Genomic DNA, 15,539 nt, shown 5'->3' with positions numbered 1-15,539 from the left:
CGCGTTGCAGTGCGCCATATTTTCGCGACATGAGAATTTTTTCCCCCCATTCAGACGATTTCTCTCCTAAGTCATTGATTTTCAATGGTTAAAAATATGTCTTCTATAAGATATAAGAGATTGCGTATGTCTTATAGAAGACTGTAAAGTGAAGCCATGGGCAACACCTTGTAGCCCGGCAATTTCAACAACCAATGGAGTGATCTGATGCCGCAATCCCTCAACGAACAACTCAGCCGCGAACAGCAAATTGCCGCCCTGGAAAAAGACTGGGCCCAAAATCCCCGGTGGAAGGGCGTCAAGCGCGGTTACAGCGCGGCCGACGTGGTGCGCCTGCGCGGCAGCCTGCAGCCTGAGCACACGCTGGCCAAGCGCGGTGCGGAAAAGCTGTGGGACAAGATCAACGGCGGCGCCAAGAAGGGCTATGTGAACGCGTTTGGCGCGATCTCCGCCGGTCAGGCCATGCAGCAGGCCAAGGCCGGGCTGGAGGCGGTGTACCTGTCGGGCTGGCAGGTGGCGGCCGATGGCAATACCTCCGAAACCATGTACCCCGACCAGTCGCTGTATGCCTACGACTCGGTGCCCACCATGGTGCGCCGCATCAACAACACCTTCAAGCGCGCCGATGAAATCCAGTGGGGCCGCGGCGTCAACCCCGGCGACAAGGAGTTCATCGACTACTTCCTGCCCATCGTGGCCGACGCGGAAGCCGGTTTTGGCGGCGTGCTCAATGCGTTCGAGCTGATGAAGAACATGATCCAGTCGGGCGCGGCCGGCGTTCACTTTGAAGACCAGCTGGCGGCCGTCAAGAAGTGCGGCCACATGGGTGGCAAGGTGCTGGTGCCGACGCAGGAAGCCTGCGAAAAGCTGATCGCCGCGCGCTTTGCTGCCGACGTGATGGGCGTGCCGACCATTGTGCTGGCCCGCACCGATGCCGAAGCCGCCAACCTCATCACCAGCGACCACGATGCCAACGACAAGCCGTTCCTGACCGGCGAGCGCACGCCAGAAGGCTTCTACCGCGTCAAGAACGGCCTCGAGCAGGCCATCAGCCGTGGCGTGGCCTACGCGCCCTACGCCGATCTGGTGTGGTGTGAAACCGGCGTGCCGGACATCGGCTTCGCCCGCGAGTTCGCGCAGGCCGTGCATGCCGCCTGCCCTGGCAAGTTGCTGTCGTACAACTGCTCGCCGTCCTTCAACTGGAAAAAGAACCTCAACGATGCGCAGATCGCTTCGTTCCAGGACGAGCTCTCGGCGCTGGGCTACAAGTACCAGTTCATCACGCTGGCCGGTATCCACATCAACTGGTACAACACGTTCCAGTTCGCCCACGCCTACGCCAATGGCGAAGGCATGAAGCACTACGTGAACATGGTGCAGGAGCCCGAGTTCGCCGCGCGCGAGAAGGGCTACACCTTCGTGTCGCACCAGCAGGAAGTGGGCGCAGGCTACTTCGACGACGTGACCACCGTGATCCAGGGTGGCTCTTCCAGCGTCAAGGCACTGACCGGTTCGACCGAAGAAGAGCAGTTCCACTGATTTGCTGCCCTGTTTTTTGGGCGCCCGAAGCCCGAAGCGAGAGCTTCGGGCTTTTTTGTCGGCGCCATGGGTAAAATGCATGTCAAATCAATGCACAAGAGCGAGAAAGGCAATCTGGTTATGACACCGCGAACTCCCTCGGAGACATCCGCCGGCCGTTGAGGCCGGCCGTTCGCGCCTGCACGAGATCCCAGCCTTTTCCTCTCCAAGCGCGGACCTGTTCCGCGCTTTTTTGCTTTCAGAGCACCGGGCGCGCCGCACCCACCGACACGATTTGACAAGGACTCTTTCCATGATCCACATCACGCTTCCCGACGGTTCCCAGCGCGAATACCCCGGCCCCGTCACGGTCGGCGAAGTAGCCGCTTCGATTGGCACAGGCTTGGCCAAGGCGGCCCTGGCCGGCAAGATCGGTGACCAGGTCGTGGACACCAGCTACCAGATCACACAGGACAGCCCGCTGTCCATCGTCACCGCCAAGGACGCCGACGGCCTGGAGGTGATCCGCCATTCCACGGCGCACTTGCTGGCGTATGCGGTCAAGGAGCTGTTTCCCGAGGCGCAGGTCACCATCGGCCCCGTGATCGAGAACGGCTTCTATTACGACTTCGCCTACAAGCGCCCCTTCACACCCGAAGACCTGGCCGCCATTGAAAAGCGCATGGCGGAACTCGCTGCCAAGGACGAGCCCGTGGTGCGCCGCGTGCTGCCGCGCGACGAGGCCGTGGCGTACTTCAAGGGCTTGGGGGAGCACTACAAGGCCGAGATCATCGCCAGCATCCCGAGCAACGAAGATGTCTCGCTCTACCGCGAAGGCGCCTTCGAAGACCTGTGCCGTGGCCCGCACGTGCCCAGCACCGGGAAGCTCAAGTTCTTCAAGCTCATGAAGGTGGCGGGCGCGTACTGGCGCGGTGACCACCGCAATGAAATGCTGCAGCGTGTCTATGGCACGGCCTGGGCCACGAAGGACGAACTCCAGCAGTACCTGACCATGTTGGAGGAGGCCGAAAAGCGCGACCACCGCAAGCTCGGCCGCGAACTCGACCTGTTCCATATCGACGACCATGCGCCGGGTCTGGTGTTCTGGCATCCCAAGGGCTGGACGCTCTGGCAGGAAGTGGAGCAGTACATGCGCCGCGTGTACCGCGACAACGGCTACCAGGAAGTCAAGGGCCCGCAACTGCTGGACAAGACGCTGTGGGAAAAGACCGGCCACTGGGACAAGTACCGCGACAACATGTTCACGACCGAGTCGGAAAAGCGCGATTACGCGCTCAAGCCGATGAACTGCCCGGGCCATATTCTGATTTTCAAGCAGGGCATCAAGAGCTACCGCGACCTTCCGCTGCGCTACGGCGAGTTCGGCCAATGCCACCGCAACGAGCCCACGGGAGGGCTGCACGGCATCATGCGCGTGCGCGGTTTCACGCAGGACGACGGGCACATCTTCTGTACCGAGGACCAGATCCAGCCCGAAGTGCTGGCGTTCACCCACCTGCTGCAAAAGGTCTACAAGGATTTCGGATTCACCGACATCATCTACAAGGTGGCCACGCGTCCCGACGCGCGCATTGGCTCGGACGAGATCTGGGACAAGGCCGAAGCTGCACTCATCCACAGCCTCGATGCATCGGGTTGTGCGTATGAGCTGTCCCCGGGCGAAGGGGCGTTTTACGGACCCAAGATTGAGTACACGCTCAAGGACGCGATTGGTCGCCAGTGGCAGTGCGGCACCATCCAGGTGGATTTTTCGATGCCCGAACGCCTGGATGCCGAGTTCGTGGGTGAAGACGGGAATCGCCATCGCCCTGTGATGCTGCACCGCGCCATCGTCGGCAGCCTGGAGCGCTTCATCGGCATCCTGATCGAGCAGCATGCAGGTGCCTTGCCGGCCTGGCTTGCGCCCACCCAGGTGGCCGTACTCAACATCACCGATGCGCAGTCGGACTACTGTCGCGAAATTGCCGAAAAACTCGAAAAAGCACTGCCCCAGCATCCGCTGCGCGTGGCCCTGGATCTGCGCAACGAAAAGATTACGTATAAAATACGCGAGCATTCCATGCAAAAGCTGCCATTTATCCTCGTCGCAGGCGACAAGGAGCGTGCAGCTGGTGCCGTCGCAGTGCGCGCCAGGGGAAACAAAGACCTCGGTGCAATGTCCATCGAGTCGTTCATCGACCTCCTCGTTCAGGACATTGCCTCTAAAGCTTGATTGAGAAACCATGCTTTAAAGCGCACCGGTTGTGCCAAGGCAGCTACGCTTTTTGTAGCATTTTGATTTAAGGGTGATAGCCATAGCTACTGAATTTCGTGATCGTCGCCACCGCGAGGAGCGCAAGCACCGTCTGAACCGTGAAATCATGGCGCCTGAAGTGCGCCTTTCGGGTCCGGACAACGAGCCGCTCGGTGTGGTCAGCTTGATGGAGGCCCTGCGCATGGCCGGCGAGTTGGATGTGGACTTGGTGGAAATCGCCGCCACGGCCAGCCCGCCTGTGTGCCGTTTGATGGACTACGGCAAGTTCAAATACCTTGAGCAAAAGCGTGCTGCGGAAGCCAAGGCCAAGCAGACGGTCATCGAGATCAAGGAAGTCAAGTTCCGTCCGGGCACGGACGATGGCGACTACAACATCAAGATGCGCAACATCCGCCGCTTTCTGGCGGACGGAGACAAGTGCAAGATCACGCTGCGGTTTCGCGGTCGCGAGATCACGCACCAGGAACTGGGCCTGGCCCTGCTCAACCGCATTCGCGACGACTTGGCCGACACCATTCTGGTCGAGCAGTTCCCGCGTCTGGAAGGCCGCCAGATGATCATGATGATCGCTCCGGCCCGCAAGAAGCCAGCCGCAGCCAAGTCCGTGGCGGATGCGGCAGGCGCCGCGACCGCTGATTGAGCGGCGCCCGCAACAACTTGCAGGTTTTGAATTGACTGGCGTGGCCCCGCAAGGGGCCATGCTATTCATGGGAAGGGGTGTTGTGCCTCTCCCGGGTGGGCGTTAAGCCCGCCGCTAAAAGTGGCTCGGGGCCAACAAGTTTGCAAATCGGTTTGCAAACGCCTCACGAGCACAATCAAAGGAGCATTCACATGCCCAAAATGAAGACCAAGAGCAGCGCCAAGAAGCGCTTCCGCGTTCGTCCGGGTGGTACCGTCAAGCGCGGCCACGCCTTCAAGCGTCACATCCTGACCAAGAAGACCACCAAGAACAAGCGCCAACTGCGTGGTATCACGTCTGTTCATGAGACCAACATGGGTCACATGGCACAGATGCTGCCATTCGCTGGCCTTTAATAACGACGAACAAGGAGTACACACATGCCTCGCGTCAAACGTGGTGTAACGGCTCACGCCCGTCACAAAAAGGTTCTGGCCCTCGCCAAGGGTTTTCGCGGTCGCCGCGGTAATGTCTATCGCATCGCCAAACAGGCGGTGATGAAGGCTGGGCAATATGCCTACCGTGACCGTCGTAACCGCAAGCGCGTGTTCCGCCAGCTGTGGATCGCCCGTATCAATGCCGGTGCGCGTGAATTGGGCCTGACCTACAGCCAGTTCACCAACGGCCTGAAGAAGGCTTCCATCGAGATCGACCGCAAGATGCTGGCCGACCTCGCAGTGCACGACAAGGCTGCCTTCGGCAGCATCGTGGAGCAGGTCAAGGCCAAGCTGGCTGCCTGAGTTCACGGCGGGTAACTATCATTTCGATAGCTGCCAGCGCACAAACAGAAAGGGCTAGCGCTTGAAAAGGCACTAGCCCTTGTTTCTTTTGAAGAGCGAATATGAACGAGTTGGACTCTCTGGTCGAAAGCGCGCAGCAGCTGTTTGCGCAAAGCGCCACCCCCGCCGATCTGGAAAATGCCAAGGCCCAGTTCCTGGGCAAGTCCGGTCGCGTGACCGAGCTCATGAAGGGCATGGCGCAGCTTTCCGTCGAGGAAAAGAAGTCGCGTGGCGCCGCCATCAACGTCGCCAAGCAGGCCATCGAGGCAGCGCTCACGGCGCGCCGGCAGGCCCTGGCGGACGCCGAACTGCAGCTGCAGCTCCAGGCCGAGGCGCTCGATGTGAGCCTGCCCGGACGCCAGCGCGGCCAGGGCGGCTTGCACCCGGTGTCGCTGACCCTCGAGCGCATCGAAGCCATTTTTGGCTCCATGGGCTTCGACGTGGCCGAAGGTCCCGAGATCGAAACCGACTGGTTCAACTTCACCGCGCTCAACACCCCGGAAGACCACCCTGCGCGCTCAATGCACGACACTTTCTATGTCGAAGGCGGTACTGCGCGGGCACCCAACCTGCTGCGCACGCACACCAGCCCCATGCAGGTGCGACACGCCGTGCAGCACGTGAAGAAATACCGTGCGCTGATCGATGCCGGCCAGGCCATGCCCGAGATCCGCGTGATCGCGCCGGGCCGCACCTACCGCGTGGACAGCGACGCCACCCACTCGCCCATGTTCCACCAGTGCGAAGGCCTGTGGATCGGCGAGAACGTCAGTTTCAAGGACCTGAAGGTCACGTTCACCGAGTTTTGCCGCACCTTCTTCGAGTCGGACGACCTGGTACTGCGCTTCCGCCCCAGTTTCTTTCCGTTCACCGAGCCCAGCGCCGAGATCGATATCCAGTTCCAGACCGGCCCGCTGGCCGGCAAGTGGCTGGAGGTTGCGGGCTCGGGCCAGGTGCACCCGAATGTGGTGCGCAACATGGGGCTGGATCCCGAAAAGTACATCGGCTTTGCCTTTGGCATGGGGCCCGACCGCCTGACGATGCTGCGCTACGGCGTCAACGATCTGCGCCTGTTCTTCGACGGCGACATCCGCTTCCTGTCGCAGTTCCAATAATCAAAAAAGTGAGCTGTCAGCGCTTGCTGTGATTGGATTTCAGATACTTTTATATCTGAAATTAAGCATTGATCAGCGCGAGTAGCTCATCTTTTGAAAGCACGCATGCCCAGCCGGCTGTAGGCCTTGAAGGTACAGCCAGCCATGAACGCCAAAGAGTCTGACTATGCAATTTCCTGAATCCTGGTTGCGCGAATTCTGTAACCCGCCTCTGACGACCGCCGAATTGGCCGAGACCCTGACCATGGGCGGCCTGGAGGTCGAAGAACTGCAGCCCGTAGCGCCGCCGTTCACGCGCATCGTGGTCGGCGAGATCAAGGACGCCCAGCAGCACCCCAATGCCGACCGCTTGCGCGTGTGCCAGGTGGATGTAGGCCAGGCCGAGTTGCTGACCATCGTCTGCGGTGCGCCCAATGCGCGCGTGGGCATCAGGGTGCCGTGCGCCCTGGTGGGCGCCGAGCTGCCGCCCGGTGAGGAAGGCAAGCCTTTCCTGATCAAGGTGGGTAAGCTGCGCGGCGTGGAGAGCCAGGGCATGCTGTGCTCGGCGCGCGAGCTCAAGCTGTCGGAAGACCATGGCGGCCTGCTCGAGTTGGCAGCCGACGCGCCCCTGGGCGAGGACATCCGCGTGCACCTGGACCTGGACGACACCTTGTTCACGCTCAAGCTCACGCCCAACCTGGCCCACGCGCTGAGCGTGTACGGTGTGGCGCGCGAGCTGGCGGCCCTGACGGGCGCGCCGCTGCAGGCGCCGGCCTTCGCGCCCGTGCCGCAGGCCCATGCCGACCGCCTGCCGGTCAAGGTCAGCGCCCCCGACCTGTGCGGCCGCTTTTCGGGCCGCATCGTGCGCGGCGTGAACCCGAAGGCTGCCACTCCGCAGTGGATGGTCGATCGGCTTGCGCGCTGTGGCCAGCGCAGCGTGGCGCCGCTGGTCGATATCTCGAACTACGTGATGTTCGAACTGGGGCGGCCTTCGCATATTTTCGACCTCGACAAGATCCATGGCGGCCTCGAGGTGCGCTGGGGTTTGCCGGGCGAGCAGCTCAAGCTGCTCAATGGCAGCACCGTCGCGGTCGATGGGCAGGTCGGCGTGATTGCCGACGGGCGCCAGGTCGAGTCGCTGGCTGGCATCATGGGTGGCGACGCCACGGCCGTCTCGGACGACACGCAAAACGTCTACATTGAAGCCGCATTCTGGTGGCCCAAGGCGATTGCAGGCCGTTCGCGCCGCTACAACTTCTCCACCGACGCCGGCCACCGTTTCGAGCGCGGCGTGGATCCGAGCCACACGGTGGAGCACATCGAGCGCATCACGGCGCTCGTGCAGCAGATCTGCGGCGGAGCTGCTGGTCCGATCGACGACGTGCAGGTCAATCTGCCGGTGGCGCGGCCCGTCACCCTGCGCATTGCGCGCGCCGCGCGCGTGATCGGCATGCCGCTCACCCAGGCGCAGTGCGCCGATGCGCTGGCCCGCCTGGGTTTGCCGCTGGAGCAGGGCGAGGGCACCGTGACCGTCACGCCGCCGTCGTACCGCTTCGACCTCACGCTGGAGGAAGACCTGATCGAGGAGGTCGCCCGCATGGTGGGCTACAACCACCTGCCGACCACGCCGCCGCTGGCGCCCATCACCCCGAAGCTGCGGGCCGAAAGCCGGCGCAGCGCCTTTGCCGTGCGCCGCCACCTGGCTGCGCTGGGCTACCAGGAAACCATCAATTTCAGTTTTGTCGACGAGCGCTGGGAGCACGGCCTCGCGGGCAACCCGCAGCCCATCAAGCTGCTCAACCCGATTGCAAGCCAGATGGGCGTCATGCGCTCATCCCTGCTGGGTTCTTTGCTGCAGGTTTTGAAGTTCAACCTGGACCGCAGGGCCGAGCGCGTGCGCGTGTTCGAGCTCGGGCGGGTGTTCCTGCGCGATGCATCGGTGGCCGATACCGACACCACCGTGGAAGGCTTCGACCAACCGATGCGCGTCGCAGGCCTGGCCTGCGGGCCGGCCGACATGCTGCAATGGGGCCGCAAGGACCAGGCGGTGGACTTTTTTGATGCCAAGGGCGATGTCGAGGCCTTGCTGGCGCCACGGCAGGCGCGGTTCGAGCCTGCGACCCATCCGGCCATGCACCCGGGGCGCTGCGCGCGCGTGGTGCTGGACGGCCGTGCGATCGGTTACGTTGGCGAGCTGCACCCGCAGTGGCGCCAGTCGTGGGAGCTGGCCCAGGCGCCTGTGATGTTCGAGCTGGAGCTCGACGCCGTGCTGGAGCGCAGCGTGCCGCAGTTCAAGGCGGTGCCCAAGCACCAGAGCGCGCAGCGCGATCTGGCCGTGGTGGTGGCCGAGCGCACTACGCATGCCCGGCTCCAGGCCGCCATCGCGTCGGCCGTGCCGGCCACGCTGCTGCGCAGTGCCATACTGTTCGACGTGTACCGGGCCAAGCCGGTCAAGGCGGGCGATGCCGCGCCGGCGACCGCCATGGCGGCGGGGGAAAAGAGCCTGGCGGTGCGCCTGACGCTGGGCAGCGGCGACGCCACGCTGACCGAGACGGACATCGACGCTGCGGTACAGGCCGTGGTGGCGCAGCTGGTGGCGCAGTGCGGCGCAAGGCTGCGCGTGTAATGAGCAACCGGAGCAACGACGTGATCGAATTTGCCGTAGAAAGCCTGGACACGCCGACGCTGACCAAGGCGCAGCTGGCCGACCTGTTGTTTGACCACATCGGGTTGAACAAGCGCGAGTCCAAGGACATGGTCGATGCGTTCTTTGACCTGATCGCCCAGCGCCTGGTCGAAGGCGCGGATGTGAAGCTGTCCGGATTTGGCAATTTCCAGATCCGCACCAAGGCGCCGCGCCCCGGACGCAACCCGCGCACGGGCGAAGCCATTCCGATCGGGGCCCGCCGCGTGGTCACCTTCCACGCCAGCAGCAAGCTCAAAGAGCAGATCCAGAGCCCCGCAGGTGCGTGACTGCCAGGGGGCGGCCGGGCGCGCAATGGTTGCAACCCCATGGCTGCCGCGGCGCGGCTGCGCTACCCTTGGCCACTGCCTGCTTCTTTCGCACTGACTTTCCCCTACCTCGCTCCCCCGGTATGCCGCTTCCTTCCATCCCTGCCAAGCGCTATTTCACGATCGGTGAAGTCGCCGAGCTGTGCGGCGTGAAGCCGCACGTGCTGCGCTATTGGGAACAGGAGTTCACCCAGCTGCGGCCCATGAAGCGGCGCGGCAACCGGCGCTATTACCAACACCACGAGGTGCTGATGATCCGCCGCATCCGCGACCTGCTGTACGAACAGGGCTTCACCATCAGCGGGGCGCGCAACCAACTGCAGGACACCTCCCCCACGCGCATGCACGAGGCCCTGCAGCCTGCGTTGGCAGAGCACGATGTGCCGGTGATCCAGTTGGCACCACCGGACAACGCAGGCTACAGCGCGCCGGTGTGGGGCGACATGGGCAGGGTACGGCAGGAATTGTTTGAAATCCGTTCACTTCTTTCCGATCAGTGAATATTTTCAGCATATAATCTAAAGCTTGTCGGCGTGTGGCGCAGCCTGGTAGCGCACTTGCATGGGGTGCAAGGGGTCGAAGGTTCGAATCCTTTCACGCCGACCATTGATCTAAAGAAACCAACGGGTTAGCTCTTCCAAGAGCTAGCCCGTTTTTCTTTCTGCCGACCGGGGCGAAGCCCCTGCACTTTGCTTCGCGATTGTTCAAGCCAGATTTTGCGGGTTGCCACCCAGTGGCCCAGTCCAGCCACCCGCCTGTTGCATGCCGGGGAGATGGCGCCACACCATCCCATCCGGCGCCTGTTTGAGTCCTGCGCACACCCTGTGGGCTGCGCGGCAGCCCACCGCCGCAGGTCTGGCGCCGGCCCACGCCCCCTCCCTTTGTCCTCCCACCGGTGTCCCCGCAATGCGGGGCGCCGCGTGTTCGCTTGGTGAAAGAGTTTTCCGAATCCGTGCCGTCCGCCAAAACAAGTAAAACGCGCAAAACGTCCCAGCGCATCCGCCGTCCCTCCAAACACCGCCGAATTTTTGCGCTGCTGCTCGCGGCAGTGGGGCTGTCGGTGAGTTCCTGTGCCGACCGCCTGCTGCAGGAAGGCCGCGAGCTGGAGCAACTGGTCAGAGAACTCGGCACGCCAAAGCAGAACCACCAGCGTGTGTCCCGCGTTGGCTCCGGCCATCAGCGCAACGCGTCAGGAGATTTTGCGGCGTGCCGGCAGTTTTTTGCGAACGGAAGGCCGCCCGTGCTCGCGCCTCAGCCCACGCAGCGGGCACTGTGCTACGACGCCTTTGCCATCCTCCATTCGGGCGCCAGCAAAACACCGGTGTATGTCGCAGAAAAGCTCAATCGGGCCGCGGTCGCGGATGCCGACGAGGTGCGCACCAACCGGTTTTTCGCCGATGCCCGGCTGCGCCCTGCAGAGCGGGCCACGCTCGGCGATTACAAGGGCAGCGGCTTCGATCGCGGCCACATGGCCCCGGCCGGCAACATGCCCACGGCGCAGGCGATGGCGCAGAGCTTTTCGCTGGCCAACATAGTGCCCCAGGCGCCCCAACACAACCAGGGCGCCTGGAGGGTGTCGGTCGAGGCCGCCACCCGAAAATATGCGGCCAAGGCAAGCGGGGATGTGTACGTCATCACCGGCCCGGTCTTCCTGCCCAGCATTGATGAAAGCCAGGGCATCGGCCCGGGGAATGTGCGCGTGCCACGCTATTTGTTCAAGCTCGTCTACGACGAAGACCGGAACCGTGCCTGGGTGCACTGGCATCGCAACGACAACGCCACGCGGGCTGCGCAGCCGATCAGCTATGAAGAGCTGGTGCGGCGCACGGGGATCGAGTTTTTGCCAGGGGTGTACCCGCGCGGATGACGCCTGCGGGGGACGCCCAGGCAGCACCGTGCCGCCCTGTGCGGCACGGGCGTTGGGCTTGGGTGGGCGCCGCCATGCACCATGTTTTGGCGTTGCAGGAGTGCAGGCCGCATTCCACGGAGTGCGGGTGCCGCGTTGCACACGGCTGCGGTAACCCATCTGGACGCCGCACCCAATTTGGGAGGATCATGCGTGCGGGGCAGATCCCCGCGGTGCAAGCGTTTGGGAAGTCTGCTCACAACCCGGTTCACTTTGCCAAGGGAGGTTTGCCATGGGGTTCCGTTTCTTTGAGCACCGCCGCGACACCCACCTGCGTCGCTCGCGTGAATACCTGGAAGAGGCCAACGTCGCTCGGGTCGAGCACCAGGCCGCGGCAGAGCACCATGCGGCATTGGCCAAGATGTACGCGCAGCGCATCGTGCGCATCGAGGAAGAAATCCTCAGCGCACTGCATTCGCCCTCCATGGTGGTTCCCGCTTCCGCGGATGCGCTGAGCGAGGACGGGAACCGGGGCAAGGGCGAGTCGGTGCTGGCCTACCCGTCCCGCGCATTTCGCACGTGAACCAGTACGCCGGCTGAGGCGCGCCGGGGGAGGGTGCGCCCCCGGCGGCTGTGCCAGCGTGGCGATGTCGCCTGCGGCGGTCGGGGCATACGCATAATGGTCTCCAGGCCGGTCACCGGCCCGGAGACCCGCATGAAGAAAACCCTCACTTTGACCGCTGCCATCCTGTGGCTCGGCCTGGCGGCACCCGCCGCCCACGCCGCCTGCTACCTGGTTTACGGACCGGGGCAGCAGCTCGTCTACCGCGCGCCCGAACCGCCCGTGGATCTGTCGCGCCCGCTGCACGAAACCCTGCCGGCCGTTGCACCCGGCGGCACGCTGGTGTTCTCGCTGGATTCGCATGGCTGTGAGCGTGAAATACGCCAGTTGCCGCCGCGCAGCGGGGCGAGCGCGGTGCCGGCACGCCCTGGGCGCGGGGCGGCACCGGTGCGCCGCAACGGCGCCTGAACTCCCGCTGCGCGGGCCTTTCGGGCCTGAGACAATCGGGGCATGAGCGATGATCTGAACGACAAACAAACCCCTTACCCGAGCGACTGGCTGCAGGTGGAATCCGTGGACCTGGACGCGCAGGGCGTGGCGCACAGGCCGGACGGCAAGGTGGTCTTCATCGACGGCGCACTGCCGTTCGAGTGGATCACGGCCCACACCCACAAGCGCAAGAACAATTGGGAGCAGGCCAGCCTGACGGCCGTCCACCGCGAGTCGCCCCAGCGCGTGCGCCCGGGGTGCCCGCACTTTGGCCTGCACGCGGGCGCCTGCGGCGGCTGCAAGATGCAGCACCTGCACGTGGGCGCCCAGGTGGCGGTCAAGCAGCGCGCCCTGGAAGACAACCTGTGGCACCTGGGCAAGGTCAAGCCCGAGATGCTGCTGCGCCCCATCGAAGGCCCCGCCTGGGGATACCGCTACCGGGCACGCCTGTCGGTGCGCCACGTGGTCAAGAAGGGCACGGTGCTCGTCGGTTTCCACGAGCGCAAGAGCCGCTATGTGGCCGACATGCAGGTCTGCCCGGTGCTGCCGCCGCACGTGAGCCGCATGCTGATGCCGCTGCGGGCGCTGATCGCTTCCATGGACGCGCGCGACACCTGCCCGCAGATCGAGCTGGCCTGCGGCGACAGCGTCACCGCCCTGGTGCTGCGCCACCTCGAACCCCTGTCGGCCGACGATCTGGCGCGCCTGCGCACGTTTGCCGCCGCGCACGGCGTGCAGTGGTGGCTGCAGTCCAAGGGGCCGGAGACGGTGAAGCTGCTCGACGAGGGCGGGGCGCAGCTGTCGTATGCGCTGCCCGAGTTCGGCATCACGATGCCGTTCAAGCCGACCGATTTCACCCAGGTCAACCCACAGATCAACCGCGTGCTGGTGTCGCGCGCACTGCGCCTGCTCGACGTGCAAAAAACCGAGCGCGTGATCGACTGGTTCTGCGGCCTGGGCAACTTCACGCTGCCGCTGGCGACGCAGGCGCGCGAGGTGCTGGGCATCGAGGGCAGCGAGACCCTGGTGGCGCGCTCGCGCGAGAACTATGCCTCCAATCAGGCCCAAACGCACGGTGGTAAAGCGCTGGCAGCTACTGATTTTGTAGCTCGCAACCTGTTCGAGATGACGCCCGAAATGCTGGTCGCCGATGGCGCGGCCGACAAGTGGCTGGTCGATCCGCCGCGCGAGGGTGCTTTTGCGCTGGCCAAGGCGCTGGCCGACCTGGAGCAGTCGCGCATCGGCGCCGAAGGGGCGGCCCCGCTGCCCGTGGGCTTTGATGGCTGGACGCCGCCGAAGCGCATTGTCTACGTCAGCTGCAACCCCGCCACGCTGGCGCGCGATGCCGGCCTGCTGGTGCACCTAGGCGGTTACCGCTGCACGGCGGCGGGTATGGTCAACATGTTCCCGCACACGGCGCATGTGGAGAGCATGGCGGTGTTCGAGCGCGCCTGAGCGCGGGGGCGGAGGGCAGAGCGGGCACCCGCGCCGCCGCCCGCTGGCGCGCTTCAGCTGCGGCGGGCGCTGTTCGCGCTGCGCAGATCGCGCGGTTCGGTTTCGATGGCGTCTTCGCGCGCCGCCTTGCCAGGCTTGTCGGCCTGGCCCAGCATCGACGGCGTGCCCTCGATCTTGTTCTCGCGCATGTAGCCGTCCATGTCTTTCCAGCCGGCAAACACCGCCGCCTTGGACGACTTGGGGTTGAGCGTGTAGCAGTCTTCGAGCCCGCGCAGCGCGTGGCGGCAGGCGCCGCCAATGGCCTTGGCTTCGGCCTCGCGCTGGACGATGCGCGGATCGGGGCCCAGCCCCGGAATATCGCAGCCGGCGAGCAAGAGGACCAGCACAGCGGCAGCGCTGCGTTGCGGCAGGGAGGGGGCTTTCTGGAACATGTCCTTCCATTATCGGCAGGCGGGCGCGCCGGTTGAGCCCTATTCGCTTGGGTTCGGTCATGAAAAAGGCCCCTTGCGGGGCCTTCTTGGCGGGACTGCAGTCCGGATTTTACTCGCGCTCGCCGCCCATGATGCCGAGCAGGGCCAGCAGGCTCTGGAACACGTTGAAGATGTCCAGGTACAGGGCCAGCGTGGCGCTGATGTAGTTGGTCTCGCCGCCGTCGAGGATCTGCTTGAGGTCGTACAGCATGTAGGCGCTGAAGATGCCAATGGCGGCAACCGAGATCGCCATCATGCCGGCCGACGAGCCGACAAATACGTTGACGACCGCGCCGACCATCAGCACCAGGGCGCCGACGAACAGCCACTTGCCCATGCCCGAGAGGTCGCGCTTGATCACGCTGGCCATGCTCGCCATGACGAAGAACACGCCGGCCGTGCCGCCCATGGCCGTCATGATGAGTTCCGAGCCATTCTTGAAGCCCAGCACCATGCCGATCAGGCGCGAGAGCATCAGGCCCATGAAGAAGGTGAAGCCCAGCAGCACGGGCACGCCGGCGGCCGAGTTTTTGGTCTTTTCGATGGCGTACATGAAGCCGAAGGCGCCGCCCATGAAGACGATCAGGCCCAGGCCGCCGCGCAGCGACTGCGTGATGCCGGTGGCCACGCCGATCCAGGCGCCCAGCACGGTGGGCAGCAGGCTCAGCGCGAGCAGCCAGTAGGTATTGCGCAGCACCTTGTGCCGCTGTTCCTGCGAGATGCCGTAGCCAGTGTCCGCAGAGGAGTGGAGGGCCGTTACCCGGTCGTTCATGAAGTCTCTCCTGAGTGACCTGCACAGCGCAGGCCCGTGGATTCTAGGTGGTGACGGCGGACCGCTATGCAATACCTGGGTGCAGTTGCCTACTTTTGGTAAGGGTTCTTTTGCGTTGGGCGGACATAGCGCAATGGCGGTGCAGGGGTATGCTGTGGCGCTTTTAACCACGGGCTTTACGGCCCCCACTGGTCCACAAGACCTTGCACGCATGAAAAACACCGTAGAACTCGAATGGGCAGACGTTCAGAAGATCGCTGCCGCCGCCCAGGCCGAAGCCCTGCAAAACCAGTGGGCCGTGACCATTGCCATCGTCGATGCGGGCGGGCACCTGCTGTCGCTGCAGCGCCTGGACGGCGCCGCACCGCTGTCGGCGCATGTGGCGCCGGCCAAGGCTCGCACGGCTGCTCTGGGCCGGCGCGATACCAAGGGCATCGAAGACATGATCAATAACGGCCGCACGGCGTTCCTTAGCGCGCCGACCATCAATGGCATGCTCGAAGGCGGCCTGCCGATCGTGCACAACGGCCAGTGCATCGGCGCCGTGGGCGTGAGCGGCGTCAAGGCGCCCGAAGACGCCCAGGTGGC

The 15,539-nt window shown here is 64.1% G+C and carries 16 protein-coding genes and 1 tRNA gene; 15 read left to right on the top strand and 2 right to left on the bottom strand.

Annotation, left to right across the window (positions count from 1 at the left end):
• The first annotated feature begins 207 nt into the window (after positions 1-207).
• From aceA to rlmD, 14 genes are all read left to right on the top strand, one after another.
• A complete protein-coding gene (gene aceA / locus B2J89_RS12615) occupies positions 208-1,539 on the top strand; it encodes an isocitrate lyase (protein WP_169169440.1) in 1,332 nt (443 codons plus the stop codon).
• Between the two features lie 292 nt (positions 1,540-1,831).
• Positions 1,832-3,751, top strand: a complete 1,920-nt coding sequence (thrS, locus tag B2J89_RS12610; RefSeq protein ID WP_169169439.1) for a threonine--tRNA ligase — start codon at positions 1,832-1,834, stop codon at positions 3,749-3,751.
• 73 nt (positions 3,752-3,824) lie between these two features.
• On the top strand, positions 3,825-4,433 hold the full coding sequence (infC, locus tag B2J89_RS12605) for a translation initiation factor IF-3 (RefSeq protein ID WP_169169438.1): 609 nt from the start codon (positions 3,825-3,827) through the stop codon (positions 4,431-4,433).
• Between the two features lie 191 nt (positions 4,434-4,624).
• Positions 4,625-4,828, top strand: a complete 204-nt coding sequence (rpmI, locus tag B2J89_RS12600; RefSeq protein WP_169169437.1) for a 50S ribosomal protein L35 — start codon at positions 4,625-4,627, stop codon at positions 4,826-4,828.
• A gap of 24 nt (positions 4,829-4,852) precedes the next feature.
• Positions 4,853-5,212, top strand: a complete 360-nt coding sequence (gene rplT / locus B2J89_RS12595) for a 50S ribosomal protein L20 (RefSeq protein WP_169169436.1) — start codon at positions 4,853-4,855, stop codon at positions 5,210-5,212.
• 101 nt (positions 5,213-5,313) lie between these two features.
• Positions 5,314-6,366 (top strand): phenylalanine--tRNA ligase subunit alpha, encoded by a 1,053-nt coding sequence (pheS, locus tag B2J89_RS12590; protein WP_169169435.1) that lies wholly within the window; start codon positions 5,314-5,316, stop codon positions 6,364-6,366.
• Between the two features lie 166 nt (positions 6,367-6,532).
• Positions 6,533-8,971, top strand: a complete 2,439-nt coding sequence (pheT, locus tag B2J89_RS12585; RefSeq protein ID WP_169169434.1) for a phenylalanine--tRNA ligase subunit beta — start codon at positions 6,533-6,535, stop codon at positions 8,969-8,971.
• On the top strand, positions 8,971-9,318 hold the full coding sequence (locus B2J89_RS12580) for an integration host factor subunit alpha (RefSeq protein ID WP_169169433.1): 348 nt from the start codon (positions 8,971-8,973) through the stop codon (positions 9,316-9,318). The genes pheT and B2J89_RS12580 overlap by 1 nt, the downstream gene beginning before the upstream one ends.
• A 122-nt stretch (positions 9,319-9,440) precedes the next feature.
• Entirely contained in the window at positions 9,441-9,857 is a 417-nt protein-coding gene (locus B2J89_RS12575; RefSeq protein ID WP_169169432.1) for a MerR family transcriptional regulator, read from the top strand.
• 29 nt (positions 9,858-9,886) lie between these two features.
• A tRNA-Pro gene (locus B2J89_RS12570) sits at positions 9,887-9,963 on the top strand.
• A gap of 547 nt (positions 9,964-10,510) precedes the next feature.
• Positions 10,511-11,224 carry a DNA/RNA non-specific endonuclease gene (locus B2J89_RS12565; protein WP_371809067.1) on the top strand — a complete coding sequence of 238 codons (714 nt, stop codon included), beginning with the start codon at positions 10,511-10,513 and terminating at the stop codon, positions 11,222-11,224.
• Between the two features lie 271 nt (positions 11,225-11,495).
• Positions 11,496-11,786 carry a hypothetical protein gene (locus B2J89_RS12560; protein WP_169169431.1) on the top strand — a complete coding sequence of 97 codons (291 nt, stop codon included), beginning with the start codon at positions 11,496-11,498 and terminating at the stop codon, positions 11,784-11,786.
• Between the two features lie 132 nt (positions 11,787-11,918).
• Positions 11,919-12,233 (top strand): hypothetical protein, encoded by a 315-nt coding sequence (locus B2J89_RS12555; protein WP_169169430.1) that lies wholly within the window; start codon positions 11,919-11,921, stop codon positions 12,231-12,233.
• 42 nt (positions 12,234-12,275) lie between these two features.
• The gene (gene rlmD, locus B2J89_RS12550; RefSeq protein WP_169169429.1) at positions 12,276-13,709 is read left to right on the top strand and encodes a 23S rRNA (uracil(1939)-C(5))-methyltransferase RlmD; all 1,434 of its coding nucleotides are present in this window, start codon (positions 12,276-12,278) and stop codon (positions 13,707-13,709) included.
• Positions 13,710-13,762: 53 nt separating this feature from the next.
• Here rlmD and B2J89_RS12545 read toward each other — a convergent pair whose 3' ends face one another.
• Together B2J89_RS12545 and B2J89_RS12540 are read right to left on the bottom strand one after the other, a co-directional pair.
• Positions 13,763-14,140, bottom strand: coding sequence for a hypothetical protein (locus tag B2J89_RS12545; protein WP_169169428.1), 378 nt, complete (start codon positions 14,138-14,140; stop codon positions 13,763-13,765).
• A gap of 109 nt (positions 14,141-14,249) precedes the next feature.
• Positions 14,250-14,951 (bottom strand): Bax inhibitor-1/YccA family protein, encoded by a 702-nt coding sequence (locus B2J89_RS12540; protein ID WP_169169427.1) that lies wholly within the window; start codon positions 14,949-14,951, stop codon positions 14,250-14,252.
• A 211-nt stretch (positions 14,952-15,162) separates the two neighbouring features.
• On the opposite strand from B2J89_RS12540, the gene B2J89_RS12535 reads away from it, so the two are divergent.
• Positions 15,163-15,539, top strand: a 377-nt coding sequence (locus B2J89_RS12535) for a heme-binding protein (protein ID WP_169169426.1), incomplete at its 3' end; no start/stop codon positions are given.

The organism is Acidovorax sp. SRB_24, assembly GCF_012931925.1.
Note: the sequence above shows the minus strand (reverse complement) of the source record. Positions and strands in the feature narration are given on the sequence as shown.